Origin of the sequence: Aeromicrobium sp. REDSEA-S38_B2, assembly GCF_001628525.1 — a bacterium.
Lineage (GTDB): Bacteria > Actinomycetota > Actinomycetes > Propionibacteriales > Nocardioidaceae > Aeromicrobium > Aeromicrobium erythreum.
The window spans coordinates 17,698-44,135 of record NZ_LUNH01000015.1 but is presented as its reverse complement, the minus strand read 5'-3'; the positions used below and the strand labels follow the sequence as shown (position 1 = coordinate 44,135).

Below are 26,438 nucleotides of genomic sequence, written 5' to 3'. Positions count from 1 at the left end.
TACCTCAGCGGCTACAGTGCCGACCAGTCGTCACAGGAGCAGCCATGTCGTCCTCCGGATCCGCCTCGTTCGTCCGTCGTCTGCTGGTGACCACCTGTGCCGCGACACGCACCACGGGCCTCGCGGCGCGGTTCACCGGGACGGCCCCGTTCCTGCCGGCCCTGTTCGTGCTCCGCTACAGCAACATGGGCGGGCTCGACCCGGCGGTCGTCGCGACTCACCTTGCACGGTGCCGGACCTTCGGCGACCGCGGGTGGACGACGTACTGGCACCGCCTCGCCGCCGAGCAGCTGACGGTCGCGGAGTCGGCGCTGGGCCGCGTCGCGGGGACCGACCTGTCCGGTCGGCTCGTCTCCGCGGCCACGTCGGGCGAGGTGGTCCTGCCCGACGTGGCGCTCGGGACGCTCGAGGACGCCGCGGTGCTGATGGCCGACCACGGTCCGCAGCCGACGCCGGACGACGTGTCGCGCGTGGTCGGGACCGGCCGGCCCGAGGTGCTCGACGCGTTCACCGCGCTCGACGCCTGGGTCAAGGCCCTCACCCTCGAGCAGGTGGCGGCGTTCCCGGGCCACACGCCGGGCCGGATGCGCGCGTACTGGCGGAGCCGTCGCCTGTTCGACGCGCTCGTGCCGGTGGTGACCCCACGTCTCGGCGTCGACGTCCGGCCGGTCGACGTCCCGGTGGACGGCGACGTCGTGCGCGGCTACCTCGTCACCCCGAGGGACGGGGGGCCGCGGCCCGTCGTGCTCGTGACGAACGGGCTCGAGGGGACGGTGCAGGAGCTGCTCCTGCCACTGCTGCGCTACCGGGAGAGCGGGCTCGCCACGTTCGTCATGGAGATGCCGGGCAGCTACGCCTACGGGCAGCCCATGTCGCCGGCCTCGGAGGACGTGTACGGCGCCGTCGTCGACCACCTCGTCCGCGACCCGCGGGTGGAGGGCACGCGGCTCGGGGTCGTCGGTGTCAGCTTCGGCGGCTACTGGGCCGCGCGGCTCGCGGTGGCCGAGCCGCGGCTCACCTGTGCGGTCGCCTGCGGCGCGCCGACCAGCCGCACGTTCCTGCCCGGCAACGCGATCGGTCTGCCGCAGGTGATCCTCGAGGCGCTCAAGGCCGTCACCGGTTCACGTGCCCTGCTCACCATGAGCCACCGGCTCCGCACCCTGTCGCTACGCCGCCGCTACCGCGACGTCCGCGTGCCGCTGCTGGTCGTCAACGGCGACCACGACACGTTGCTGAGCACGCAGGACTCGATCGACCTCGCCGAGCAGGCGCCGGGCGCGAGCCTCCTGCTCTACCCCGACGACGACCACTGCGCGATGGGCCACTACCGCGACTGGCTCGACGCGTCCCAGCAGTGGCTCGTGCGGCACCTGGCTCCGCCCGTTGACGCGCCGGCTCCGGCCGGGGGCGACTGACGCACGACCACCTTCGCGATTTCGCTGCGCCACGGCCGCCGACCGCTCATGCTGGAGGCTCGTCCGCCTGGTGCGAAAAGGGAGATCGCATGGGTGCTTCACGCGCTGCGGCGCGCGGCTGCGTGCTGCTCGTCGTCTCGGTGCTGGCCACGCTGCTCGGTGTCGCGCCCGCGCACGCCGCGCCCGTGGCGTTGTCCGGGAGCGTCGTCGGCACGTCCGGCGCCGGCCTCTCGGGCATCGAGGTGGCTGTCACGACGCGTGCGGGCGTCGCCGTGCAGGAGACGACGACCGACAGCACCGGGGCGTGGTCGGTGCAGGTGGAGCCGGGGACCTACGCGGTCGGGTACGTCGACCCCGAGGGCTGGTGGAAGCCGGAGTTCTGGGACGACCAGACCACGCTCGCCGCCTCGACCGCCCTGACGGTCGGCACGTCGGGCCGTACCGGGGTCGTGGCGCGCCTCGCTCCGTACCCCGTCGTCTCCGGCACCGTCCGCTCTGGCGGTGAGCCCGTCGCCGGAGCCGAGGTGCGTGCCTACGCGAGTGCCAACGAGACCGACTCCGTCCGCGTGGTCACGACCGCCGCCGACGGCACGTGGGCCGTGCCGCTGCCGTCCGGCAGCTACCGGTTCGCGTTCGAGAGCCCCGACCACGTCGTCGAGTACTGGAACGACCGCGCCACCCTGGCTGCGTCGGACCCGGTCACGGTGACGACCGCCGACGTGCCCGGGCGCGACGTCACGCTCACCCCGCTGCCCGTCGCCTCGGGACGGGTGACGGCCGGGGGCGCGGCCGTGCGTCGCCCCGAGGTCACCGTGCTCGTCCGCGACGCCGCCACGGGACTGTGGAGCGAGCAGGAGACCGTCACCGGTGACGCCCAGGGTCGCTGGTCGGTGCGCCTGGCGGCGGGTCGCTACAGCTTCCGGTTCGCCGGCGACGCCCGGTACCGGCCCGAGTTCTGGGCCGACCAGACCCGACGCTCCGACGCCACGCCGGTCGACCTCGGCTCGGCCCCGGTGGTCCTCGACGCCGACCTCGCCGTGCTGCCCACGGCCCGCGGCCTGGTGCGCGACGCGTCGGGCGAGCCGGTCGAGGACGCCGACGTCGTCGCGCTCGACGCCTCAGGCGACGAGGTCGCGCGCGACCGGACCGGGCCCGACGGCGTGTTCGGCGTGCCGCTCGCCCCGGGCGCGTACGGGGTGGAGGTCCGCGCCCGCGGCTACCGCACGTGGACGCGCAGCGTCGTCGACGACCCGCTCCTCGTCGGCCAGCGCGGCGGCGACGTCGGCACCGTCGACCTCGCGCCCGCCCTCGCGATCCGGGGCCGGGTCACGGGGCCGGACGGGTCGCCCGTGCGCACCGACGTCGTCGTCCACGCGCCCCGCGTCGTCGCCGGCCAGACCCGCTGGGTCGTCGCCGACCGCGTCTCGACCGACGCCTCCGGCCGCTGGTCCGCCCCCGTCGTCCCTGGCGACTACCGCCTGCAGGTCGAGGGCACCGACGACCTCGCAGGCGAGTTCTGGGACGACGCCGCCTCGCTCGCGGCGGCGCGCACGGTCACGGTCGGTGACGCCGACGTGCTCGCGCGCGACACCGTCCTGGCGGCCCGGTCGCGCTCCGGCGTCCGCGGCACCGTCACCACCGCGACGGGCGGCGCGCTCGCCGACGTCCGCGTGAGCGCCTCGGTGCTGCGCGACGGCGAGTGGGTCGTGCTCGACGAGACCACCACGGCCGCCGACGGCCGGTACCGGCTGCTCCTGCCCGACGGGACCTACCGCCTGGGCTTCTCGGCGGACCGTCACCGCACGACCTTCGGCCCCGGCTCCGCCACCGTCGGCGCCGCGCCGTCGGTCGTCGTCGCCGGGTCGCTCGTCAGCCGCGACGTCCGGCTCGAGACGGTCAGCGCCCGCGTCCAGGGCACCGTGAGAGGCCCGTCGGGACCGCTCGCAGGGGTCGACGTCCGCGTGCTGCAGGGCGGCAGCGACGACCTGGTGCCCGTCACCTCGGCACGCACCGACTCCGCCGGCCGCTACGAGGTGCAGGTCGACGCAGGGCGGTACGTGCTCGCGTTCGAGGACCCCTCGGGCGACCACCGGGGCGAGTACCTCGCCGGCGCCAGCACCTGGGCTTCGGCGACGCGGGTGGTCGTGGCCGACGGCGCGACGCTCACCGGCCGCGACGTCACCCTCGCCGCGAACCCCCGCCTCGTCGGTCGGGTGCAGACGGCGTCCGGTGCCGGTGTGGGCGACGCGGTGGTCCGTCTCGTCCGCCCGCTGGACGCCTCCGGTGCCGGGGGCGACGTCGTGGCCGAGACCACCACAGACGACACCGGCGCCTACGGACTCGCTGCTCCCGCCGGCACCTACACGGTCGAGGTGGTGCTCGACGGCGACGTCCGCTGGACGCTGTCGTCCCTCGCGCTCGCGACCGGCACCACCACCCGGACGGTGACGCTGGCCGACCAGCGCGCCGTCACCGGCCGGCTCGCAGGGCCCGACGCCCGCCCGGCCGCCGGCGTGGAGGTGCGCGCCTGGCGCTACGACCCCCGCGACGACACCGCCGTCGTGGTCGGCCGCGCGGTCTCCGGCACCGACGGCAGGTACGCGCTCGCCGTGCCGCCCGGCGTCTACCGCGTCGGCTTCCACGGGCTGCCGCTCGGGTACGCGACGACCTTCGCCGGTGGCCCCGACCTCGCCACGGCTCGGGCGGTCCGGGTGGCGTCCACCGACGTCGGCGGCGTCGACGCCACGCTCGCCGCCGCCACCGGAGTGACGGGCAGCATCAGCGACGCCGCGGCGCTCGCCGACGCGCCGCCGGAGCTGGAGGCGGTCTTCCTCCGCTTCGACACCGACGCCGGCCGCTGGGTCGAGCAGGAGCGCACGACCCCTGGCTACGGCGCGTACCAGGTCGAGCTGCCGCCCGGCCGGTACCGGGTCCGGGTCGTCGAGCGGCAGGAGCCGTTCCGCACGACCCACCACGGTGGCGGCACCGCGTTCTCCTCGGCTGCCGACGTCGAGGTCGTCGCCGGGTCGCTCACGCCGGGCGTCGACGTGGTCGTCGGCTCGGAGCTCGGCACCCTGCGGCCGGTCGCCGCCCCCACCGTCACGGGACGGGCCGTCGTCGGCGGGACCCTCACCGCCGACCCCGGCACCTGGACGCCCGCCGCGACCGACGTGGCCTACCAGTGGCTGCGCGACGGCACGCCCGTGACCGGCGCCACCGGTCGCAGCTACGTGCCGGGCGCCGTCGACGTCGGACGCGCGGTCGCGGTGCGCGTGGTCGCCTCGCGGGCGGGGTACCGCTCCGCCCTCGCGGTCAGCACGCCCGCCACGGTCGCGCCGGGGACGCTCGCGTCGACCTCCCCGCCCGTCCTCACGAGCGACCCCGTGGTCGGCACCCGCACCACGGCGTCCAGCGGGACGTGGTCGCCGGCCGACGTGACGCTCGCCCGGCAGTGGCTGCGCGACGGCGTCGTCGTCGACGGTGCCACCGGCAGCGAGCACGTGCCCACGGCCGCCGACGTGGGTCACGCGCTCGTCCTGCGCGTGACCGCCTCGGCCCCCGGCTACACCTCGCTCACCGTGGTCTCGCAGCCGCGGACCGTGACCGACCCGCCGCTGACGGCGACCACGCCCACCACCGCCAGGGCAGCGGCCAGCGGCGCGACGTCGCGGCCCGTGACCACGACGTCGGCCGCGCGCACCGTCGCTCCCGCCGCCCTGACCGCCCGCACCGCGCCCACCGTCACCGGGACCGCCCGACCCGGCTCGACCCTCACGGCCTCGCCCGGCACGTGGGACGCCGGCGACCCCACGACCGGCTCGACGTCCTTCGGGTACCAGTGGCTGCGGTCGGGCAAGGTCGTCACGGGGGCGACCGGTCCGACGTACCGCGCCGGCACCGCCGACCTCGGACGTCCGCTCACGGTCCGGGTCACCGCCACGCGGCCCGGGCACGCCACCGCGTCGCGCACGTCGGCGTCGCGCACCGTCAAGGCGCAGCCCGCCCTCGCCGTCACCAGCACCGGAGGTCGCCGGAGCGCGACGTTCACCGTCGTCGTGCGCGCGAGCGGCGCCACCCCCACGGGGACCGTGCGCGTCCGGCTCGGCTCGCGCACGCTGCGCAGCGCGACCCTCACGAGCTACCGGGGCACGCGTCGTGCCGTCGTCACCGTCACGGGACAGGCCAAGGGCACGCGGGTGTACACGGTGGAGTACCTCGGCGACGCGAAGGCCGAGGCCCGCTCGACCAAGCGTCGGGTCACCGTGCGCTGACGACAGGACGGGCGTCCCACGGACCCTGGGCCGGTGGGGTTTTCGTGGCCGGACGGCGGGTACCATGGGGAGTTCGCAGAACGACCCACGAGAGCCGAGGAGAGGCGTGTCCTCCGAGCAGCAGGCCGCCGCAGAGATCGCAGCGGAGCAGGCGTACGTCGACGTCGTCTACGGTCGCCTCGACGAGTCCACCAAGGTGGCGCAGTCGCTCGTCACCGAGGGCTTCGCCCGCGGGCACGTCGGCAACGAGGGCGGTCCGGTCGAGCGCGACGCGATGGTCTTCCAGGCCACCCGCCGCCTGTCGGCGCTCAACGCCGCGCACGACGGGCTCGTGTTCGGCCGGCTCGACCTGCAGGGCGGCGAGGCCCGGTACATCGGCCGGATCGGTGTCCGCGACGCCGAACGCGAGATCCTGCTCGTCGACTGGCGTGCGCCGGCGGCGGCGTTGTTCTACCAGGCCACCGCCCAGGACCCCACCGGCGTCGTCCGCCGTCGCGTCCTGCGCAGCTCGGGCAAGACCGTCGTCGGGGTCGAGGACGACCTGCTCGACGCGGAGAACGCCCCCGAGGACATGGTCGTCGTCGGCGAGGGCGCGCTGCTCGCCAGCCTCTCGCGGGCCCGCGACAGCACCATGCACTCCGTCGTCGCCACGATCCAGAAGGAGCAGGACGAGGCGATCCGGGCGCCCAGCCGCGGCGCGACGATCATCGGCGGCGGCCCCGGCACGGGCAAGACCGTCGTGGCGCTGCACCGTGCGGCCTACCTGCTGTACACCGACCGCCGACGCTTCGAGTCCGGTGGCGTGCTCGTCGTCGGCCCGTCGTCGGTGTTCATGAGCTACATCGAGCGCGTGCTGCCGAGCCTCGGCGAGACCGCGGTGACGCTGCGCTCGCTGGGCGAGGTCGTCGACGGGGTCGGCGCGCGCGAGCACGACGAGCCGGTCGCCGCCGCGGCCAAGGGCTCGTCGCGCATGCTGCCCGTGCTCCGGCGCCTGGCCACCTCGCCGCAGCCCGGCGAGCCGACGTCGTTCCGGTACTTCTACAAGGACGACGTGCTCGTCCTCGACGCCAAGAAGCTCGCCAACATCCGCCGTGGGCTGCTCTCGAACCTGCCGCGCAACCGCGCCTACCCGAAGGCGCCGGCCGCCGTGGCGCGGGCGCTGTGGCAGCAGGTGTCGGGCGAGCGGGCGCTCGAGAAGGGCGAGGAGGGCTTCCTCGACGAGCTCACCACCGACCACCGCTACGTCGACTTCGTCGAGGCGTGGTGGCCTCCGGTCGACGCCGTCGAGCTCTGGCGCACCCTGCCCAAGCGGGTCGGCGAGCTCGCCAACGGCGCGTTCTCCCGCGAGGAGCTCGACGCGATGGTCACGTCGTGGGCCTCGGGCGTCCCCGCCATCGAGGACGTCCCCCTCGTCGACGAGCTGCGCTACCTGCTGGGCGAGGTGCCGCCCGACGACGAGCGCGACGACGACGTGCCGCGTCAGCTGATGAGCTTCGAGCGACGTGAGCGCGAGGTCGAGAACGAGCTGCGCTCCACCACGAGCATCGACGACGACGGCTACGCGCACGTGCTGGTCGACGAGGCGCAGGACCTCTCGCCGATGCAGTGGCGGATGCTCGGCCGGCGCGGCCGCTACGCCAGCTGGACGATCGTCGGCGACCTCGCGCAGTCGTCGTGGCCGCACGCCGACGAGGCCGAGCAGGCCCGCGTCGCCGCGCTGGAGGGCAAGGTCGAGCACCGGTTCCGGCTCTCGACCAACTACCGCAACTCCGCCGAGATCTACGACCTCGCGGCCGACGTCGCGCAGGTCGCGATCCCGGGTGCCGACCTCGCGGAGGCCGTGCGCCGCACGGGCGAGGCGCCACGGCACGAGTGGGTCGCCGACGCCGCGCTACTCGACGCCGTCGAGGCCGAGGCCGACACGATGCTCGAGCGGGTCGAGGGCACGGTCGCGGTGGTCGCCGCCCGCGCCGACCTGCCGCGGCTGCGGGCCCGTCTGGCCGACCGGCTCGCCGCCCACGACCGCCTGCGGGTGCTCGACGGTCTCGACACCAAGGGCCTGGAGTTCGACGCGGTGGTCGTGGTCGAGCCCGACGCGATCATCGCGGAGTCCGAGGCCGGCTGGCGGACGTTCTACGTCGTCCTCACCCGCGCCACCCAGCTCCTCACCACCGTCGGCACCACCCAGACCTGGCTCTCGCGCGTCTCCTGACCGCACCCCGCCCCGCCCCAGCGCCCCTCCCCGCGTTTCGTGGAGCCGGTGACGGTTCCTGTGCGAGAAACCGTCGCGAAGTCCACAGAACGCGGGGACCTCGGGCTGGGCGGTGGGACAGGCGTGGGGCCTTCTAGGGTGGACGGGTGCGCAAGATCGCGGTCGGCCTCGTCCTGCTCGCTGCCGCCGTCCTCACGGGACTACCGGTGGCGACGTCGACGTTCCTGCACAGCGAGCGGCACCTGACCATCGGTGCGCACCAGGCTGTCGTCAGCCCCCAGGTCGACGGGCACGCGACGATCGACTTCGGACCGCTGCTGCCGGAGGTGCGCGTCCCGGTCGACGCGCCGCTCGGCGTCGGCGTGAACGTCCGGCTCGGCGACTCCGACGCGGTGGGCCTGGAGGAGCTGCTGCAGCGCGACGCCGCCATCGCCGCCCAGCCGAGCGGCGAGGTGCGCGAGGTGACGGCCGCCGTCACCGACATGGCGGCCGAGGCGGCCCTGCGCGGTCTGGGTGTCGGCGTCCTCACGGTCACCGTCCTCGTGCTCGGCTGGCGTGCGGTCGGTGCCGACCGTCGGCGTCGGATCCGCCGCGAGATGGTGCAGCCGTCGCGCGGGCAGGTGGCGGGCGGGGTCGCCACCGTCGTCGTCGTGGTCGGCGCGCTGGTGCTGGTCAGCCTGCCCGAGCGTCAGGACGCCGAGCCGGCGCAGACGTGGACCGCGGCGCGCGAGGTGTTCCCCGAGCTGCCCGCCGACCCGGTGCTCGACCGGCTGCAGCTGGCCCAGGGCAGCGCCACCACGAGCAGCCGCGCGCTCGTGGAGGGTGCGCTGTACCTCTACCGCGACTCCGTCAGCTTCTACGGCGCGCTCGAGGAGCAGGCGACGCAGGTGCGCGTCCGCGAGCCCGAGGACGGCGAGACGACGGCGCTCGTCGTCACCGACCGCCACGACAACATCGGCATGGACCCGGTCGCCCGCAACATCGCCGACCGCGCGAAGGCCCGCCTCCTGATCGACCTCGGCGACGACACCTCCCAGGGCGGCGCGTGGGAGACGTTCAGCATCAACTCCCTCGCCCGGGCGTTCAAGGGCTTCGACGTCGTCTCCATCGGCGGCAACCACGACTCCCGCCGCACGACGAAGGACCAGGAGAAAGCCGGGTTCACCGTGCTCGACGGCGATCCCGTCGAGGTCGATGGCGTCCGCTTCCTCGGCGACACCGACCCGCGCGGCACGACCCTCACCGGCTACACCGAGGACGCGAAGACCCGCGACACCGCCCTCGACGACCAGGACGAGGAGCTCACGTCGACCGCGTGCGACGCCGACGAGCGCGGCGAGCGGGTCGGCGTGCTCGCCGTCCACTCGTGGGCGTCGGGACGCAAGGTCGCGGCCAGCGGCTGCGTCGACCTCGTGCTCACCGGGCACCTGCACTACCAGGTGGGCCCGCGGGCGATCGCCGGTCCCGACGGCCGGTCGACCACCCGGCTGACGACCGGCACGACCGGCGGCGCGGTCCTGCCGATCGCCCTCGGCAGCAGCCTGCGGCGCGACGCCCAGGTCACGATCGTCACCTTCGACGCCGACGGTGCGCCGGTCGGGCTGCAGGTGGTCACGTTCACGCCCGCCGGCGTCATCGACGTCGGCGACTACACCGAGCTGCCGCTCACCTCCTCGCCCTCGCCCGCCGACCCGGACCCCACCGAGGACCCGACGGCCGAGGACCAGGACCCGGAGGCTCCCGTCCAGCCGTGATCCAGGTGCCGGCCGCGGTCGCGGCGTTCGCTCGACGGGGTCCGCGCTGGGCAGCGTTCGTCGACGCCCTGCCACGCACGGTCGACGACCTCCTCGCCGAGTGGTCCCTGCGGGTGACGGGCGACCCGGTGCACGGCGAGGTCGCGCTGGTGCTGCCGGTGCTCACCGAGCGTGGCGTCGAGGCCGTGCTGAAGGTCGGACACGTCGACGAGGAGTCCCGCCACGAGCACCTGACGCTGACCACGTGGGACGGGCGCGGAGCCGTGCGGCTGCTGCGTGCCGACCCGGCCCGTGGAGCGCTGCTGCTGGAGCGTGCCGGTCCGACGGCCCTGTCGTCGCTGCCGGTGCTCGACGCGTGCGAGGTGGTGGCCGGGCTCTACGCGACCCTGCACGTGACCGCCCCGCGTCGTCTGGTGCCGCTCTCGACGCTGGTGGTGCGGTGGACCGAGCAGCTGGCCGCCGCGCAGGACGTGGTGCCCGCCCCGCGCCGGCTCGTGCAGCAGGCCGTCTCGCTGGGCCGCGCGTTCGCGAGCGACCCTGGCACCGACGGGCTGACCATCCACGCCGACCTCCACGACGCCAACGTCCTCGCCAGCCGTCGCGCGGAGGGTTCAGGCGGGGATGGCACGCCGTGGCTCGTGATCGACCCGAAGGGGATCAGCGGCGACCCGGCCTACGAGCCCGCCCCGCTGCTGTGGAACCGGTGGGACGAGGTCGCGTCGGCCCGCGACGTCCGCTTCGCCGTGCGCCGCCGCTTCCACACCGTGGTCGACGTCGCCGGGCTCGACGAGCACCGGGTGCGCGACTGGGTGGTCGTGCGGATGATGCTCAACGCGCTCTGGACCCTGCAGGACGCGCAGGAGGCGGGCCGGCCCCTCGACGACGCCGACCGCTCGTGGACCACCCGCTGCGTCACGATCGCGAAGGCCGTCCAGGACTGAGCCGTGGCGAGTGCAAAGCCTGTGTAAAGCCTCGGGCGTGACGGGTGCCACGTGGTGGCGGTCACACCTAGCGTCAGGGGTCGCGGCGAGTCAGGGCCCCTCCCGCGACGTCCCACCCCGCGGGCCACGAGGTGACCACCATGAGCCAGAAGACACCGCAGACCCAGCAGGAGGACGCACCGGGCATCCGTCGCGCCGTGTTCAACACGGTCCGGGGCTCCCTCGGCAACCTGGTCGAGTGGTACGACGTCTACGTCTACACCGTGTTCGCGAGCTACCTGTCGAGCAGCTTCTTCGCGGAGGGCGAGCCGAACGCGGGCATCTACACGATGGCGATCTTCGCGGTCACCTTCGTGATGCGCCCGATCGGCTCGTGGTTCTTCGGCCGGTACGCGGACCGGCACGGCCGACGTCCGGCGCTCGTCCTGAGCATCTCGATCATGGCCGGGGCATCGCTGCTCATCGCGGTCACGCCCACCGCCGAGACGATCGGAGGCGGCGCGGTCGTCATGCTCGTGCTCTGCCGTCTCCTGCAGGGCTTCGCCACGGGCGGTGAGTACGGCACGTCGGCGACGTACATGTCCGAGGCCGCGGCGCCGGGGCTGCGCGGGTTCTTCTCCTCCTTCCAGTACGTGACGCTCGTCGGCGGCCACGTGCTCGCCCAGCTGACGCTGCTGGTCCAGCAGGCGCTGCTCACCGACGAGCAGATCGCCGCCTGGGGCTGGCGCGTCGCGTTCCTCATGGGCGCGGTCGGTGCGGTCGTCGTCTTCTGGTTGCGTCGCAGCATGGACGAGTCGCTCGTCGAGACCGGCGAGGAGCGTCGCTCGGGCTCCATGGTCGAGCTCCTCACGACCTACCCGAAGCAGCTGCTGCTGTGCTTCCTGATCACGCTGGGCGGCACGATCGCCTTCTACACCTACAGCGTCAACGGGCCGCTCATCATCAAGTCGACGTACGCCGACGAGGGCATGACCGGCACGTGGATCAACTTCGCCGCGCTCGTCCTGCTCATGCTCATCCAGCCGCTCGGCGGCCTGCTGAGCGACCGGGTCGGTCGCAAGCCGCTGCTGGTCGCCTTCGGCATCGGTGGTGTGCTCTGGACCTACACGTTCCTCACGGTCCTGCCCACGGTGACCACACCGATGGCGTCGTTCCTGATGCTGGCCGGGACGTACGTGCTGCTCACCGGGTACACGTCGATCAACGCCGTCGTGAAGGCGGAGCTCTTCCCGGCCCACATCCGGGCGCTGGGCGTCGGCCTGGGGTACGCGCTGGCGAACTCGATGTTCGGCGGCACGGCTCCGCTGGTCTACGAGGCCGCGATCAGCCGCGATGCCCTGGGGGCGTTCGCCGTCTACGTCACGATCGCGATCGGCGTCTCCCTGCTGGTGTACGTGTTCGCGCTGCGCAACCGCTCGGTCACCTACCTGGACACCGAGCAGGTGGCCCGCGACCGGGAGGTCGTCAACACGCGCTGACCTCCACGTCGGACCAGCGGGCCCCGGCGTCGGGGTCCGCTCGTCCGCGTCGTGGCACCATCGGGTCGACGGGAGGACGTGCGGTGCGAGTGGTGATCGTCGAGGACGACGCGGGCGTGGCGGCCGCGCTGACGCAGGTGCTGCGTGACCGCGGCTGGACGGTGCGGCACGCGCCGACGGCGCAGGAGGCCATGCCCCTGGTCGACGACGCCGACCTCGTCCTGCTCGACATGGGCCTGCCGGACCGTGACGGGCTCTGGGTCTGCCAGCAGGTGCGCGCACGCTCCGACGTCCCGGTGGTCGCCCTCACCGCCCGCCGTCACGAGGGCGCCGTCGTGGCGGCACTGCGCGCGGGCGTCGACGACTACGTCACCAAGCCGTACAGCACCGACGTGCTGCTGGCGAGGGTCGACGCCGTCCTGCGCCGCACGCACGGCCCGGTGAGCCGCCCGCCGAGGGTCGACGCGGGCCTGGAGGTCGACGTCGAGGCGCGACGGGTCCACTTCCCCGACGGCGCGTCCGTCGACCTGACGGCCAAGGAGTGCGAGCTGCTCCGCGCGCTGGCCCGTACGCCGGACGAGCCGGTCACGCGGGCCGCCCTGATGGAGGAGGTGTGGGACACCACCTGGGTGGGAGCGTCCCGGACGCTCGACGTGCACGTGGCGGCGCTGCGTTCCAAGCTGTCCGAGCGGGTGGTGATCGACACGGTGCGCGGCGTCGGCTACCGGCTCGCTCGCCCCGGCGGCGTGGCGTGAGGCGTCGTCTGCTGGTCCTCAGCGTGTCCCTCGCGGTGGCCGTGCTCGTGCTCCTGACCGTCCCGCTGCTGCGCTCGTACGCCGAGAGCCGCGCCGTCGACCTGCACCAGCAGCGGCTCGCGGCGGCCACCCGCTTCGCCTCGCTCGCGGACGACGGCTCCACGGGCGTGCGGCTGCCCGACCTGGCGGGCGACCTGGCCCGCTTCGACGAGGTGGTCGGCAGCACCCGGACCTGGGTGGTGGGCACGGACGGCAGCGTCGTCGGCGGTGGCGGTGCACCGTTGCCGGAGGGCGTGCCGGGCCTGCCCACCGCCGTCCGAGCCGCGCTGGCCGGCACCCCGACCACCGCTCCCGGTCCCCTGTGGCCGTGGGCCGACGACGACCTGGTGGTGGCCACGCCGGTGGGGCGCGACGCGCAGGTGCTGGGTGCCGTCGTCATGGTGGAGGACACCTCCGGACCGCGCGCCGACGTCGCGCGCGTGATGGGACTGGTCTCGCTCGCCGCGCTCCTGTTCCTGGTGCTGCTCGGATGGCTGGTCGGCGTCCCGCTGGTGCGCTGGATCGTGCGACCCGTCGAGCAGCTCGAGGACCGCGTCCACGCGCTCGGCCGGGGTCGGGCGTCCGCCGTCGGCCCGGTGGAGGGGCCGCCGGAGCTGCGCCGGCTGGTCCAGGCGTTCAACCAGATGGTCGACGACGTCGAGCAGGCGCGGCAGCAGCAGCGCGACCTGGTCGCCGACGTGTCGCACCAGCTGGCGAACCCGTTGACGGCCATCCGGCTGCGTCTGGAGCGGCTCGCCCGCGAGGACGAGTCGGTGGTGCCGGTGCTCGCGGAGACCGAGCGGATGGCGCAGTCGCTGGAGGACGTCATCGCCATCAGCCGGGTGGGCAGCCTCGACCGGGAGCTCTTCGACGTCGACGTGGCCGCCCAGGTGCGCAGCCGCGTGGAGCTCTGGCAACCGCTCTTCGGGACGCACCTGCGGGCCCGCGTCCCCGACGGGGTCGTGCCGGCGGTGCTGGAGGAGGATCTCGTCCCCACGGTCGTCGACGTGCTGCTCGACAACGCCGCGAAGTACGCGCCGGACGCCGACGTGGAGGTCGAGCTCACTGCCGATTCAGGGACGGTCCGGCTGTTGGTGCGCGACCACGGGGCGGGGGTGACGCCGCAGGAGGCGGCCGAGGTGGGACGGCGCTTCCACCGGCTGGACCGGCACGCCGACGTGGCCGGCACCGGGCTCGGGCTCTCGATCCTGGAGCTCCGGGTGCGCGACGCCGGCGGCTCCACCCGCCGCCGGGCGGCTCGTCCGGGGCTCGCGGTCGAGGTCACGCTCCCCGGTCGAGCCGACGCCGCAGGAAGGCCTCCGCGCCAGGGTGCAACGGGATCGGCTGGGTGAACATGGCCGCCGCGAGCGTGGGCTGACGGACGTCGGGCACGCGTCGGACGAGTGCGTCCTGGCGGTCGAAGACGACGGACGCGAACCCGCCGACGAGGTCGTCGTCCAGGCTCGGACGAGCCAGCAGGTAGGTCTTCACGCTCACCGTCCGCACCGGCTCGGACAGCCGGTACGGGGCGGCGGGCAGGGGACCTGCCACGTACTCCTCGCCGCCCGGACGCGCGGCCAGGACACCGACGAGGTCGCCCAGGTCGAGGGCCCTCAGGGCCTGTCGCCGGCCGAGCTCGACGAGAGCGGGCACCGGGAAGCCACTCACGAAGGCGAGCGCGTCGACACGCCCGGTCTCCAGCGCGGCGACGGAGTCGCCGAGGGAGAGGTCCTCCACGTCGACCGCGTCCGTCCTGAGCCCGGCGGCGGCGAGGCAGCGCTCGACCACCAGCCGGGTGCCCGACCCGACCTGTCCCGCCGCCACACGTCGACCGTCGAGGTCCTGCACGGCCCGGACCGGGGACTCCAGCGGCACGACGACCTGCAGGAAGCTGTCGTACAGCCGGCCCACCGCGACCAGACCGGCGGGCCGGTCGAACGGCGGCGCGCCGTCGAACGCCAGCCGCGCCGTGTCGCCCAGGCAGAAGCCGACGTCGGCGCGCCCCTGCAAGAGCAGCCGGGTGTTGTCCACCGACCCGCGGCTGAGCACCTCCGTGGCGTCGACGTCGGGCATGACCACCCTGGTCTCGCGGGCCAGTGCAGCGCCGTAGCGGTCGAACACGGCCCCCCGGTTGCCCGTGGCGATCCGCAGCCGACCCCGGGCGTCTCGCCAGGGCTCGTCCGTCGCGCAGCCGACGAGAGCGGCGAGGGCGCCCGCGCCCACGAGCAGCCGCCGTCGCGAGAGGGTCACCGGCCCAGCATCGCAGGTCGGCAGAGGCGTGACGTGGTTCAGCTGCAGTGGTGCAGCAGCAGGTGGCCGAAGGGGTGGCCGTCGGGCAGCGCTCCCGCCGCGAAACGCCCACCCGGCCAGGTGACGACGGGCGGGTGCTCACGCAGCCACGGGTGGTCGACCGCCGCGACCGCCGCCTCGAACACCGCCGTCGCGTCGGCGAACGACTCGCCCGGTCGCACCCCGAAGCGGCCCTCGGCGACGAGCAGGTCGGGCACCGTGCTCGCCCAGTCGCCCGCCTGCACGACGCCCACCGACAACGGCCACGGCCGGTCCGTGAACGGCGCCGGCGGGTCGACGTTCCGCTCCGCGTCGAGGCGGCGCAGCGCCGCGTGCACCTGCTCGAACAGCTCGACCGCGCTGACGCCGTGCCCTGCCCGCGACCCGTGCGTGGCCTTGCCCCGCACCTCCAGGCGGAACGTGAGCGACCCGGCGTTCGCGCTCACCACCGTGCCGGCCGTCGGCTCGGCGATCAGGCACGCCCGTCCGGTGTGGCCGCGGCGCAGCGTCGCGAACGTCCCCAGGCCGCCGTCCTCCTCGCCCACCACGAGGTGCACCGCGAACGGCCTCGTCAGCCGGTCACCGACCGCGCGGACCGCGGCGAGGATCGCCACCACGCCGCCCTTCATGTCGCACGTGCCCCGCCCGTACCAGCGGCCGTCGGCCTCGTGCAGGAACCACGGGTCGTGGGCCGTCCACCAGGCGGCGTCGCCCGGCGGCACGACGTCGACGTGCCCGTTCAGCACGAGCTCCGGCACGGTGCTCCCTGCCGCCCGCGGCCCGGAACCGCCGGGGCGCCAGGTCCCGACGCAGCCCCACGCCTCCTCGCGCTCGACCTCCTCGCCCGGGTAGTCGGGGTCGGCGCGCAGCTCCTCGAGGTCGAGCTGCCACAGGTCGACGTCGAGCCCGAGGCCCTGCAACGTCGCGGCGCACCAGCGCTGCACGGACGCCTCCGACTCGCTGCCGCCCACGCTGGGGTAGCTGACGAGCTGCGCGAGGTCGCGGCGGATCAGGTCGGCGTCGATGTCCACACTGTTCGCGGGGTCGTTCACATGCCCTCCCGAAGGGCGCGGGCGATCTCGTGGACGTCACGGAGCGCGCTGGTCGCAACGGCGATCACGAGGTCGTACGCCTGGCTCTCGTCGTCGAGGGTGAGTGGCGCGCGGTTCATGGTGAGGAACACCGACGCGCACGCGAAGGCCATCCGCTTGTTCCCATCCACCAGCGGATGGTTCGTCGCCAGGGACTGCAGCATCGCCGCAGCCTTCTGGTCGAGCGATGGATAAGCGTCCTTCCCCAGCACCGACGTCCGGGGGCGCGCGAGCGCCGACTCGACCAGGCCGATGTCGCGGACCAACGGCGTCTCCCCGATGACTGCTTCAGCGGCCCTCAGCGCCTGCGTCAGCGTGAGGAACCGCGTCATTCGCCGAGGCGCCGGATGGTGCTCGGGTAGCGGGCAATCGTGTCGTCCAGGGCAGCCACGAAGTCGCGTTCCTGCTCGCTCTCATCGAGCTGACGCTGGATGGCGCGCGTGGCCGCCTCGTTCTTGCTGATGCCCTGGGCGTTCGCCAGCCGCGTGAGCGCGGCGTCCTGCTCGTCGGTGAGTCGCAACGTCATGGCCATGAGTCGATGGTATCCGGGTGGTATCACTCGCTCAAGGCGCTAGGCTGCGACCGTGACATCGCGCTGCGACCACACCCTGGTCATCCGCTGGTGGCGTCCTCTCTCGTAGAGGAGGCCTGTCACGCGACCCCACGCCCAGACCCCTCAGCCGAGTGGTCTGGGCGTTCTCCGTCCCGGCGCGGCCGAGGCGACCCGAAGGACTCACCCATGACCCACCCGCTCGTCAGCGAGCTCCAGCAGCAGCCCGCGTTCGCCCTCGTCCGGGTGCGCGACAGCGACACGGTGACCTTGGTCGGCGGCGCCTACGAGGACGTCGAGAACCTCGCCGACGTGCCGCTCGCGGCCGGGGTCCCCGCCGACGGCCCCACCTGGGACAGCCTGGTGCTCGTGCCGTTCCGCCAGGCGCGCGAGCGTGGGTTCGCCGCGCACGACGACGGCACGCCGTTGCGCGTCGTCCGCGCCGACGTGCTCCACGAGCTGGCGCTCGCCGACCTCCTCCCGACGCTGCCCGACGGCGGCGTCGAGCTGGAGGACCGCGGCGGGTTCGAGACCTCCGACGCCGACTACGCGGCGATGGTGCGCCAGATCATCGACGACGAGATCGGCCGGGGCGAGGGCGCGAACCTCGTCGTCGGCCGGCACTACCGCGCGAAGATCGCCGACTGGGGCCACGACGCCGCGCTCGCCGTCTTCCGCCGTCTGCTCGAGCGGGAGCGCGGCGCCTTCTGGACCTTCTGCATCTTCACCGGCGACCGCTACCTCGTCGGCGCGAGCCCCGAGCGGCACGTGAGCGTCGAGGCCGGCCAGGTGCGGATGAACCCGATCAGCGGCACGTTCCGCACCAAGGGCCTCACCACGCATGCCGACAAGACGTCGGCCCTGCTGGAGTTCCTGCGCGACGAGAAGGAGATCTACGAGCTCTTCATGGTCGTCGACGAGGAGCTCAAGATGATGTGCGACATCTGCCACGAGGGCGGCCTCGTCCTCGGCCCGTACCTCAAGCCGATGAGCCACCTCGTGCACACCGAGTACCTGCTGGCCGGTCGCACCGACCGCGACGTGCGCGAGGTGCTGCGTGACTCGATGTTCGCGGCGACCGTCACGGGCAGCCCGGTCGAGAACGCGTGCCGGCTCATCGAGCAGTACGAGGAGCACGGCCGCGGCTACTACGCGTCGGTGGCCGCGCTCGTCGGCCGCGACGCCGAGGGCCTGCAGCGTGCCGACGCCCCGATCCTCATCCGGACCGCCGACGTCGACCTCGACGGCAACCTGAAGGTCACCGCCGGCGCGACGCTGGTGCGCGACTCCGACCCCGACTACGAGACGGCCGAGACGTGGGCGAAGGCGTCGGGCGTGCTCAGCGCGTTCGGCCTGGTCGACGCCCCCACCCCCGCGGCCGGGCCGGTGGAGGGCTTCGACGCGTTCACGCGCGAGGACGACGTGCTGATCGCCCTCGGCGAGCGCAACGCCCGGCTGAGCCAGTTCTGGCTGTCCGACCAGTCCGGCGCCGCGCCGGAGCCGTCGCTGCAGGGCCGTCGCGTCGTGGTCGTCGACGGCGAGGACGACTTCGTCAACATGCTGTCGCACGTCTTCGGCGTGCTCGGCATGACCACCGACGTCGTCCGCCACGACGCGTACGCGGACTGGGTCGGCTCCGGCCGCTCGCTCGAGGAGTACGACCTCGTGGTGGTCGGTCCCGGCCCCGGCGACCCGCGCGACGTCGGCGACGCGAAGATCGCCGTCGTCGACGACGTGGTCGTCGGCCTGCTGGCGTCGGAGCAGCCGTTCCTCGCCGTGTGCCTCGGCCACCAGGTGCTGAGCCGCAACCTCGGCCTCGAGCTCGGGTTCAAGGACATCGTCTTCCAGGGCACGCAAGCGCGCCTCGACGTGCTCGGGCGACCCGAGACGGTCGGCTTCTACAACACGTTCGTCGCGCGCGTCGGCGCCGCGGGGCTGCCCCCGGGCGTCACGGTCGAGCGCGAGGAGGCGACCGGCGACATCCACCACGTGGCCGGCCCGCACTTCCACGGCATCCAGTTCCACGCCGAGTCGGTGCTCACCCAGCGCGGGTTCGCGATCCTGCGCGACCTCGTCCTCGACCTCCTGGGCTGACTGTTTCCCGCGAACCCTGGAGATCCAGCGTCGATGACACGAAACGTCCTGCCACCGACGCGGGTCTCCTGAGGTCACGTGGGAGACCTGAACCCCCACCGAGGCGCGGGCGGATCGTGCGGCGCGGGTCGATCAGCAGAGGGACCGGAGCTGGTCGGAGGCGCGGTCGTACTCCGACTGTGCAGCCTGGACGGCCCGTTCGTCGACGGCGCTGCCGGCAGCGGCCGACTCGGCCTCGTCGCGCAGGGTCGACAGCGCCGCCGCGGCCCGGTCGACCAGGGCGCGGACCTCGCCTGTCAGCGTGGGTGCGGCGGCCTCGATCGCGGTGCCGGCTGCGGCAAGCTCACGGCGCACGCCGGCGGCGTCGCCGCTGATCTCCTGACCGACTCGGTCGACCAGTCCGCGGCCCTCGTCCACGGCCCGGCCGGCGACCTCGCACCCGGCCCGGGTGCCGGCCGACGACGCGACGTCGTCGACGGCGGACCCGACGTCCGAGCATGCTCCGAGCACGAGGAGGGGCAGCAGCAGGAGGAGTCGCAGCGACGTCTTCATGCCCCGATGGTGACAGGGCCGTGGTCGTCCTCGCTCCGACGTGCTGCGTGACCTCGCCGTGGACCGGTGGGTCTGCGGACCCGGCGGACTCAGCTCTTGAGCTTGTTCAGCGCCGACGGCTCGTGGGCCGCCTTCGCGCCGGTCTTCTCGCTCTCGACGACGAGCTTCGGCTCGTCCTCGCTGGCCCGCCACTGCTGGCCGTCGAGCTGGAAGTCCTTGGTCTTGCGCTCCACGACCTTGCCCTGCGTACGTCCCTGGGGGCTGTCCCAGCTGACCCGGTCACCGACCTTGATGTTCGTCATGCCCCCACCCTGCGGTCGTCACGACGTCGCCGCACCTCGACGTCGCAGCCGGGTGATGGCCACGCCGAGCAGGCACAGTGCCCCGCCGACGAACGCGAGTGGCGCCGGCACCTCGCCGAGCAGCACCCAGGAGATCAGCGTCGCCACGGCCGGCACGAGGTAGGTCGTCGACGCGACCTGTCCCGCGGACAGCCGCCGCAGCGCGTACGACCACGTCGTGAACCCGATGGCGGTCGGGAAGACGCCCAGGTACACGAGCCACGCGACGTCGCCCGCCGACGCCGACCCCACCTGGTCGACGAGGGCCGGCGCGAACGGCAGGCAGACGACGGCGCCGATGGTGCACGCCATCCACACCGACATCGCCGGCGCGACGGTCCGCAGCGTGGGCTTCTGGGTGAGCGCGCCGACCGCGTACAGGACGGCCGCGAGCACGCACAGCAGCACGCCGGTCGTGCTCGCCGTCTGCACCGACGTGTCGTGGCGGGTGCTGGTGGCGATGAGCACGACGCCGGCGAACGCCACCGCCATGCCGACGACGAGGGGTCGCGGGAAGCCCTCCTTGAGCACGATGCCGGCGAGCAGCGCGATGAGGATCGGGCCGATGTTCACCACGAGCGCCGCGGTCCCGGCGTCGAGGTACGTCTCGCCCGCGTTCAGCGCCACGTTGTACGCGCCGAACCAGAGCACGCCGTAGACCACGACGAGCGCCAGCGTCCGCCCGCGCGGGAGGCGGTGCCGCCAGGGTCGGGCCAGGACCACCAGCGCGAGCGCGCCGACGAGCAGGCGGCCGAGGCTCAGCGGGCCCGGCTCGAAGACGTCGGCGACCGCGCGGATGCCGACGAACGCCGACGCCCACAGCAGCACCGTGACGCCCATCGCCGCGAGCGACCAGTCGCGCTCGGTCGACGTCGACGGTGCGGGGGGCGCGGTGGGGGAGCTGGTCACCGCACCACGCTAGGACCGCGGCGCGGCCCGTGTCGCGCGGGATCCGGACATCGTCCTGCGAGATCCTGCCGCCGCCCCGGACGTCCGGCCATGAAGGAGAAGACCTCCCCGGACGCCGGTGCCGGGCGTCCGGGGAGGTCGAGGCGGCCGGGGGGGGCCGCCGGTCGGTGGGCCGAGGTCAGTCGGCCGTGGCTCCGCCGTCGGAGGCCAGCGTCACCTGGGTCTCGGCCTTCTTGCCGTCGCGCAGGTAGGTCAGCGTCACCTGCTCGCCCGGACGGTAGCCGCGGATGCCGGCCACGAGGGCGTCGGAGCTGCCCACGGGCTGGTTGTTGATGGCGGTGACGATGTCGCCGCGCTCCAGGCCTGCCTTCGCGCCGGGGCTGTCGGGGTTGACCTCGGTGATCTCGGCGCCGATGCCCGTGATCTCGTCGTTGGACACGGCGGGCCGGACGGTCACCCCGATGAGCGCGTGCTCGACCTGCTCGCCCTTGACGAGCTGGTCCGCGACGCTCTTGGCGAGGTCGATCGGGATGGCGAAGCCGAGGCCGATCGAGCCGGCGCTGGCCGACGTCGTGCCGCCCGAGCGGATCGCGGAGTTGATGCCCACGACCCGGCCCTCGAGGTCGACGAGCGGCCCGCCGGAGTTGCCGGGGTTGATGGCCGCGTCGGTCTGGACCGCGGGGAAGACCGTCGTGTTCTGGCCGGTGCCGTCGGAGGACGAGACGGGCCGGTTGAGCGCACTGACGATGCCGCTGGTCACGGTGCTCTCGAGGCCGAACGGCGAGCCGATCGCGACGACCTCCTCACCGACCGCGAGGTCGGAGGACTTGCCGAACGTCGCGGGCGTCAGACCGGTGCGGTCGACCTTGACGACGGCGAGGTCGGTCTTGGGGTCGCGGCCGACGATCTGGGCCGACGACGTGGTGCCGTCGCTGAAGGCCACCGTGATGGTGCCCTGCTGCGCGGCCGCCTCGACGACGTGGTTGTTGGTGAGGATGTTGCCGTTGCTGCTGATGATGATGCCCGTGCCGGAGCCGGCCTCGCTGCCACCCGCGACGTTGATCTGCACGACCGACGGGAGCACGGCCTTCGCAACCTTCTCGACCTGGCCGCTCGTGGCCTGCGCGTCGCCGCTGCCGCTGTCGGAGTCGAGCGAGCTGACCACCGGGCTGGTGCCGGAGTCGCCGGTGAGCGGGTCGTACAGCGCGGCCCCGCCGGCACCGCCGGCGGCGCCCAGCAGGACGACCGCCGCGGCCGCGGCCACGAGGCGCGTGCCCCTGCGGCGCGGCTTGGGCGCGGGCGCCGCCTCCTGGGCGACGAACGCCGGAGGCACCGCGCCGGCGCCACCGCCGGGGAGCACGACCGTCGGCTCGCCGGCCGGGACAGCGGCCTGGGGGGCGGCAGGTGCCTCGTAGCGGTGCGCTGCCGGCTGCTCGACGGTGGGGTGGGGGTGCTCACCGACCGGGGACTGCACCGTGGGCTCGTGGTCGGCCGGGGTGCCGGACGGCGTGTGGTCCGCGGCCCCCTGCGGGGCCTGCTCGGAGGTCCCCTCCGCACCGGGGGAGGAGGCGTCGCCGTCACCGCGCTGCGTCGGCGGCGTGTACGGGCGATCGGCGAAGGGATCGTTCTGGTCGGTCATGGGACAACATTCTCCCCGATCGCTGAGACCCCGCTGAGCGGCACGTGTGAGGCACGGAAGAACCCTGCGTCCGTCCTGGCACGCCAGTCGGTGTGGCTCAGGCGGGGGAGGCGTCCGCCGCCGGCAGCTCGAAGGTGACGACCGTGCCGCCCGACGGGGGCGACTCCGCGCGCACCGACCCGCCGTGGCGCACGGCGGCCTGGTGCACGATCGACAGCCCGAGGCCCGAGCCGGGCATCGTGCGCGCCTCGGTGGAGCGGAAGAACCGCTCGAAGACGTGCGGCAGGTCCTCCGCGGCGATGCCGGGACCCTCGTCGCGGACCGTGAGGACGCCGTCGCGCAGTCGCACGGTGACCGTCCCGCCCTCGGGGCTCCACTTCACCGCGTTGTCGAGCAGGTTGGTCACGGCCCGCTCGAGCACGTGCGCCTCGCCGATGACGTCCCAGTGCTCCAGCCGCACGTCGAGCACGAGACCACCGGCCCGCGGGCGCACCCGCTCGACAGCCTGCTCGACCACGTCGACGAGGTCGAGGGGCTCGGGCGCGCGGTGCAGTGGCTCGTCGCGGGCGAGCTCCACGAGGTCGCCGACGAGCGTCGTGAGCTCGCCGAGCTGGGCGCGGACGTCGTCCATGATCTCGCGCCGCTGCTCGATGCTGAGCTCGCGGTCGGAGCGCTCCGTGGCCTGGCCGAGCAGCTCGATGTTGGTGCGCAGGCTCGTGAGCGGGGTGCGCAGCTCGTGCCCCGCGTCGGCCACGAGCTGGCGCTGACGCTGCTGCGACGCGTCGAGCGCCAGCATCATCTGGTTGAACGAGGAGGTCAGGCGGGCGAGCTCGTCGTGCTCGGAGCCGGTGACCTCGATCGGCTCCAGCTGCGCCGTGCGGGCGACCCGCTCGGTCGCGGCGGTGAGCCGGCGGACCGGCCGCAGACCGTTGGTGGCGACCACCCATCCGGCCACGCCCGCGACGAGGATGCCGACCGCGCTGGTGAGCAGGAGGATCACCTTCAGCCGTTCCAGCGACCGCTGCGTCGACTCCATAGACTGCGCCAGCACCAGCGCCTGCCCGGGACCGGCCTGCACCGCGACGATCCGGTAGGGCACGCCGGCGATGCGCGCCGTCCGCTGCGACGTCTTCTCCTCGCCCAGCGACACCTGGATCTCGCGCTCGTCGAAGGGCACGTTCGTCTGCGTCTGCCGGGTGAAGATGCGCCCGCCCTCGACCGAGATGAAGCGGATGCCGAAGACGGCGAGCAGGTCGGTGTCGGCCGTCGACATCGTCGACGGCGAGTAGCCGGCCGCGACCGCGGCGTCGGCCCGCTTGATCAGCGAGGCGTCGAGGGAGTCCTCGAGCTCGGCGCGCACCGTGATGTAGACCGTCGCGCTCGCCACGGCCAGCACCGCCGCGACCGCACCGGTGGTGAGCAGCGCGACGCGCAGCGCGAGCGAGGCGCGCGCCGTGAAGGGGTGGATGCGCCGGCGGGCGGCGTCCATGACTCCCGGACGTCCGTCAGGGGCGTCCGTCCGGTCCTGCTCGCTCATCAGGGCGGCGTCTCGCGCAGCACGTACCCGACGCCGCGGACGGTGTGCAGGAGCCGCGGCTCGCCCTCGGCCTCGAGCTTGCGTCGGACGTAGCCGACGTACACCTCGAGGGAGTTGGCGGTGGTGGGGAAGTCGAAGCCCCACACCTCCTCGAGGATGAACGAGCGCTCGAGCACGCGCTTGGGTCGCTGCATGAACAGCTCGAGCAGCGCGAACTCGGTGCGGGTGAGCGAGATGGCCCGACCACCGCGCGTGACGTCGCGGGTCACGGGGTCCAGCGTCAGGTCGGCGAACTCCAGCGGCTGCTCGTCGGCCTCGAGCTCGGCCTGGCGGGCGGAGCGCCGCATCAGCGCGCGCACCCGTGCCAGCAGCTCGTCGAGCGCGAACGGCTTGGTGAGGTAGTCGTCGGCGCCGGCGTCGAGCCCGTCGACCCGGTCGCTCACGGCGTCGCGCGCGGTGAGGACGAGGATGGGCACGTCGTTGCCGGCGCTGCGCAGCGCGCGGGTGGCCTCGAGGCCGTCGAGCCGGGGCATCATCACGTCCATGACGATGATGTCGGGGTCGGTGCGGGGCACGACGGCGAGCGCCTCGGCCCCGTCGGACGCCAGCTCGACCGTGTACCCGTTGAACTCCAGGGAGCGCCGCAGCGAGTCGCGGACGGCGCGGTCGTCGTCGACCACCAGGATGCGCATGGCCCCAGTGTGCCGAACGCCCCTGTGCGTGCGCTGAGAGCGTGGCCCGACGCGCGCGGCGGTGTCAGTCGGCCGGCGGCTCGAGCGCGGCCTTCGCGGCGGCTGCCGCGCGGGCGCCGTAGGTGCCGCCGAACAGCACCGCGTGCACGAGGAGCGGGTGCAGCTGGTGCAGCGGGACCCGTCCACGCCAGCCGTCGGCCAGCGGCGCGGCCTCGTCGTAGGACTCGAGCACGCGCTGCAGGTGCGGCAGCCCGAACAGCGCCAGCATGGCGAGGTCGGTCTCGCGGTGGCCGCCGTGGGCGGCGGGGTCGATGAGCCAGGCGTCGCCGTCGGTGCCCCAGACGACGTTGCCCGACCAGAGGTCGCCGTGGATGCGGGCGGGTGGCTCGGCGGGCCCGGCGACGTCGTGGATGCGGCTCATCGTGCGCTCGATGGTGGCAGCCTGCTCCGCGGTGAGCGCTCGGCGCTGCACGGCGGCCCGCACGTAGGGCATGACGCGCCGCGACGCGTAGAACTCCGGCCAGGTCTCGAGCGGCCGGTTCGGCAGCGGGGCGAGGCCGATGTAGCCGTCGACGTCGGCGCCGAAGGTCGGCGCGCCCGCCGCGTGGGTGCGCGCCAGCGCCTGGCCGAACCGCTCGGCGGCCTCCACGGTGGGCTTGCCGGGCTCGACCCAGGCCAGCACGACGCAGTCGTCGTCGGAACCGAGCAGCTCGGGCACCTTCGCGCCGCCCTCGACCTCGGCGAGCCAGCGTAGGCCGGCGGCCTCGCGGGCGAAGAAGCCGGCCGGTGCCTGGGGGCGGGTCTTGATGACCGCGACGCGTCCGTCGCTGAGGCGCAGCCGCGTGGTCGTGCAGATGTCGCCACCCGCCACGGGGGTCGTCGCGACCACCCCGTGCCCGATGAGCGCCTCCGCGCGCGCTGCCGTCCCCGTCATCCGTGCCATGGCCGCGAGGTTACCCCGTGGCCTCGGCGCGGAGCCGGGGCACGGCGGCGACGATCGCGTCGCTGGTGCGCTCCACGACGGCCAGCACGCGCTGGAAGCTCTCCGGCCCGCCGTACCAGGGGTCGTCGACCTCCTCGTCGCCCTCGGTGGCCTCCGGGTCGAAGGACCGGAACATCCGCACGCGGCCGGCGTCGGCGACGGTCGGGGCGAGGTCGGTCATGTCGGCGAGGTTGCTGGCGTCCATCGCGAGCATCAGGTCGGTCTCGGCGTAGGTGTCGCGCGTGAAGGTGCGCGCCCGGTGCCGGCTCGGGTCGTAGCCCGCGTCGCGCAGGGCGGCGGCCGCGCGCTCGTCCATCGCCTCGCCCTCGTGCCAGCCGCCCGTGCCGGAGGAGGTGACGACGACGTCGTCGGCGAGCCCGGCGTCGGCGAGTCGCTGCTCGAGCACGACGTGGGCCATCGGCGAGCGGCAGATGTTGCCCAGGCAGGTCACCTCGAGTCGCAGGGGTGCGTCGGCCACGGCTCAGTCCTCCGCGAACGAGCCGAGCACGGCGTTGACGACGGAGATGACGATCGAGGCCAGCACGGCCCAGCCGAAGCCGTCGATGAAGAACGGCGCGTTCAGGGCGTCGGCGATCCGCGACGTCAGGAGCAGCAGGACGGCGTTGATGACGACCAGCAGCAGGCCCAGCGTGAGGATGATGAAGGGCAGCGAGAGCAGCTTGATCACCGGGGCGACGAACGTGTTGACGACCGCGAAGATCGCGGCGACCACCGCCAGCGTGACGAGCCGTTCGGAGGTCGTGTCGGTCGCGGTGCCGATGCTCATGTGCGTGCCGAGCAGCCACGCTGCGGTCGCGAGGGCCGCGGCACCGAGCACCCAGGAGGTCAGAAGTCGGGAGAGCATGCGTCGATCATGGCAGCGTGCGCGACGTCGGC

General features: G+C 73.9%; 22 protein-coding genes. 9 read left to right on the top strand and 13 right to left on the bottom strand.

All coding sequences use genetic code 11. The features are described 5' to 3' along the window. The first annotated feature begins 44 nt into the window (after positions 1–44). The 8 genes from A6Q81_RS03325 to A6Q81_RS03290 all read left to right on the top strand — a co-directional run bounded on the left by A6Q81_RS03325 (position 45) and on the right by A6Q81_RS03290 (position 14,217). Entirely contained in the window at positions 45–1,415 is a 1,371-nt protein-coding gene (locus A6Q81_RS03325; protein ID WP_286689535.1) for an alpha/beta hydrolase family protein, read from the top strand. Between the two features lie 89 nt (positions 1,416–1,504). Then, the gene (locus tag A6Q81_RS03320) at positions 1,505–5,686 is read left to right on the top strand and encodes a carboxypeptidase regulatory-like domain-containing protein (protein ID WP_286689534.1); all 4,182 of its coding nucleotides are present in this window, start codon (positions 1,505–1,507) and stop codon (positions 5,684–5,686) included. Positions 5,687–5,792: 106 nt separating this feature from the next. Next, entirely contained in the window at positions 5,793–7,898 is a 2,106-nt protein-coding gene (locus tag A6Q81_RS03315; protein WP_286689533.1) for a HelD family protein, read from the top strand. 146 nt (positions 7,899–8,044) lie between these two features. Next, complete coding sequence (locus tag A6Q81_RS03310) at positions 8,045–9,652, top strand: metallophosphoesterase family protein (RefSeq protein WP_067853137.1); 1,608 nt, start codon at positions 8,045–8,047, stop codon at positions 9,650–9,652. Next, entirely contained in the window at positions 9,649–10,593 is a 945-nt protein-coding gene (locus A6Q81_RS03305; RefSeq protein WP_067853140.1) for an aminoglycoside phosphotransferase family protein, read from the top strand. The genes A6Q81_RS03310 and A6Q81_RS03305 overlap by 4 nt, the downstream gene beginning before the upstream one ends. 140 nt (positions 10,594–10,733) lie before the next feature. Further along, entirely contained in the window at positions 10,734–12,071 is a 1,338-nt protein-coding gene (locus A6Q81_RS03300) for an MFS transporter (RefSeq protein ID WP_286689532.1), read from the top strand. An 83-nt stretch (positions 12,072–12,154) separates the two neighbouring features. Beyond that, complete coding sequence (locus A6Q81_RS03295; protein WP_083516152.1) at positions 12,155–12,826, top strand: response regulator transcription factor; 672 nt, start codon at positions 12,155–12,157, stop codon at positions 12,824–12,826. Continuing rightward, entirely contained in the window at positions 12,823–14,217 is a 1,395-nt protein-coding gene (locus A6Q81_RS03290) for a HAMP domain-containing sensor histidine kinase (RefSeq protein ID WP_286689531.1), read from the top strand. Before A6Q81_RS03295 ends, A6Q81_RS03290 begins: the two co-directional genes overlap by 4 nt. Here the strand turns inward: A6Q81_RS03290 and A6Q81_RS03285 are convergent. Genes A6Q81_RS03285 through A6Q81_RS03270 form a run of 4 tightly spaced genes read right to left on the bottom strand, consistent with a single transcriptional unit; the run spans position 14,147 to position 16,777 of the window. Continuing rightward, positions 14,147–15,115 carry a TAXI family TRAP transporter solute-binding subunit gene (locus A6Q81_RS03285; RefSeq protein ID WP_286689530.1) on the bottom strand — a complete coding sequence of 323 codons (969 nt, stop codon included), beginning with the start codon at positions 15,113–15,115 and terminating at the stop codon, positions 14,147–14,149. The two genes, A6Q81_RS03290 and A6Q81_RS03285, sit on opposite strands and share 71 nt — an antisense overlap. Before the next feature lie 38 nt (positions 15,116–15,153). Beyond that, positions 15,154–16,206 carry a M20/M25/M40 family metallo-hydrolase gene (locus A6Q81_RS03280; protein ID WP_286689529.1) on the bottom strand — a complete coding sequence of 351 codons (1,053 nt, stop codon included), beginning with the start codon at positions 16,204–16,206 and terminating at the stop codon, positions 15,154–15,156. Next, positions 16,203–16,577, bottom strand: coding sequence for a type II toxin-antitoxin system death-on-curing family toxin (locus A6Q81_RS03275; RefSeq protein ID WP_286689528.1), 375 nt, complete (start codon positions 16,575–16,577; stop codon positions 16,203–16,205). The genes A6Q81_RS03280 and A6Q81_RS03275 overlap by 4 nt, the downstream gene beginning before the upstream one ends. Continuing rightward, entirely contained in the window at positions 16,574–16,777 is a 204-nt protein-coding gene (locus A6Q81_RS03270) for a YlcI/YnfO family protein (protein WP_286689527.1), read from the bottom strand. Before A6Q81_RS03270 ends, A6Q81_RS03275 begins: the two co-directional genes overlap by 4 nt. A 207-nt stretch (positions 16,778–16,984) precedes the next feature. On the opposite strand from A6Q81_RS03270, the gene A6Q81_RS03265 reads away from it, so the two are divergent. Then, on the top strand, positions 16,985–18,889 hold the full coding sequence (locus A6Q81_RS03265; RefSeq protein ID WP_286689526.1) for a chorismate-binding protein: 1,905 nt from the start codon (positions 16,985–16,987) through the stop codon (positions 18,887–18,889). 132 nt (positions 18,890–19,021) lie between these two features. Here the strand turns inward: A6Q81_RS03265 and A6Q81_RS03260 are convergent, their stop codons facing one another. The 9 genes from A6Q81_RS03260 to A6Q81_RS03220 all read right to left on the bottom strand — a co-directional run bounded on the left by A6Q81_RS03260 (position 19,022) and on the right by A6Q81_RS03220 (position 26,406). Further along, entirely contained in the window at positions 19,022–19,441 is a 420-nt protein-coding gene (locus A6Q81_RS03260) for a hypothetical protein (protein WP_067853166.1), read from the bottom strand. An 89-nt stretch (positions 19,442–19,530) separates the two neighbouring features. Next, complete coding sequence (locus A6Q81_RS03255; protein WP_067853169.1) at positions 19,531–19,743, bottom strand: hypervirulence associated TUDOR domain-containing protein; 213 nt, start codon at positions 19,741–19,743, stop codon at positions 19,531–19,533. A gap of 18 nt (positions 19,744–19,761) precedes the next feature. Beyond that, on the bottom strand, positions 19,762–20,691 hold the full coding sequence (locus tag A6Q81_RS03250) for a DMT family transporter (RefSeq protein WP_286689525.1): 930 nt from the start codon (positions 20,689–20,691) through the stop codon (positions 19,762–19,764). Between the two features lie 178 nt (positions 20,692–20,869). After that, positions 20,870–22,330, bottom strand: coding sequence for a S1C family serine protease (locus A6Q81_RS03245; protein WP_286689524.1), 1,461 nt, complete (start codon positions 22,328–22,330; stop codon positions 20,870–20,872). Between the two features lie 97 nt (positions 22,331–22,427). Beyond that, positions 22,428–23,867, bottom strand: coding sequence for a sensor histidine kinase (locus A6Q81_RS03240; protein ID WP_286689523.1), 1,440 nt, complete (start codon positions 23,865–23,867; stop codon positions 22,428–22,430). Next, the gene (locus A6Q81_RS03235; RefSeq protein ID WP_253025940.1) at positions 23,867–24,559 is read right to left on the bottom strand and encodes a response regulator transcription factor; all 693 of its coding nucleotides are present in this window, start codon (positions 24,557–24,559) and stop codon (positions 23,867–23,869) included. Before A6Q81_RS03235 ends, A6Q81_RS03240 begins: the two co-directional genes overlap by 1 nt. A gap of 64 nt (positions 24,560–24,623) precedes the next feature. Continuing rightward, the gene (locus A6Q81_RS03230; protein WP_286689522.1) at positions 24,624–25,502 is read right to left on the bottom strand and encodes a fructosamine kinase family protein; all 879 of its coding nucleotides are present in this window, start codon (positions 25,500–25,502) and stop codon (positions 24,624–24,626) included. A gap of 10 nt (positions 25,503–25,512) precedes the next feature. Next, the gene (locus A6Q81_RS03225; protein WP_286689521.1) at positions 25,513–26,019 is read right to left on the bottom strand and encodes a low molecular weight protein-tyrosine-phosphatase; all 507 of its coding nucleotides are present in this window, start codon (positions 26,017–26,019) and stop codon (positions 25,513–25,515) included. A gap of 3 nt (positions 26,020–26,022) precedes the next feature. Further along, positions 26,023–26,406 (bottom strand): phage holin family protein, encoded by a 384-nt coding sequence (locus A6Q81_RS03220; protein ID WP_253025934.1) that lies wholly within the window; start codon positions 26,404–26,406, stop codon positions 26,023–26,025. Positions 26,407–26,438 lie beyond the last annotated feature (32 nt).

Coding starts and splice junctions, on each gene's coding strand:
- A6Q81_RS03275 (WP_286689528.1), bottom strand. CDS start 16,577: ATGACGCGGTTCCTCACGCTGACGCAGGCGCTGAGGGCCGCTGAAGCA.
- A6Q81_RS03270 (WP_286689527.1), bottom strand. CDS start 16,777: ATGGCCATGACGTTGCGACTCACCGACGAGCAGGACGCCGCGCTCACG.
- A6Q81_RS03255 (WP_067853169.1), bottom strand. CDS start 19,743: ATGACGAACATCAAGGTCGGTGACCGGGTCAGCTGGGACAGCCCCCAG.
- A6Q81_RS03240 (WP_286689523.1), bottom strand. CDS start 23,867: ATGAGCGAGCAGGACCGGACGGACGCCCCTGACGGACGTCCGGGAGTC.
- A6Q81_RS03260 (WP_067853166.1), bottom strand. CDS start 19,441: ATGAAGACGTCGCTGCGACTCCTCCTGCTGCTGCCCCTCCTCGTGCTC.
- A6Q81_RS03245 (WP_286689524.1), bottom strand. CDS start 22,330: ATGACCGACCAGAACGATCCCTTCGCCGATCGCCCGTACACGCCGCCG.
- A6Q81_RS03325 (WP_286689535.1), top strand. CDS start 45: ATGTCGTCCTCCGGATCCGCCTCGTTCGTCCGTCGTCTGCTGGTGACC.
- A6Q81_RS03230 (WP_286689522.1), bottom strand. CDS start 25,502: ATGGCACGGATGACGGGGACGGCAGCGCGCGCGGAGGCGCTCATCGGG.
- A6Q81_RS03220 (WP_253025934.1), bottom strand. CDS start 26,406: ATGCTCTCCCGACTTCTGACCTCCTGGGTGCTCGGTGCCGCGGCCCTC.
- A6Q81_RS03265 (WP_286689526.1), top strand. CDS start 16,985: ATGACCCACCCGCTCGTCAGCGAGCTCCAGCAGCAGCCCGCGTTCGCC.
- A6Q81_RS03300 (WP_286689532.1), top strand. CDS start 10,734: ATGAGCCAGAAGACACCGCAGACCCAGCAGGAGGACGCACCGGGCATC.
- A6Q81_RS03320 (WP_286689534.1), top strand. CDS start 1,505: ATGGGTGCTTCACGCGCTGCGGCGCGCGGCTGCGTGCTGCTCGTCGTC.
- A6Q81_RS03235 (WP_253025940.1), bottom strand. CDS start 24,559: ATGCGCATCCTGGTGGTCGACGACGACCGCGCCGTCCGCGACTCGCTG.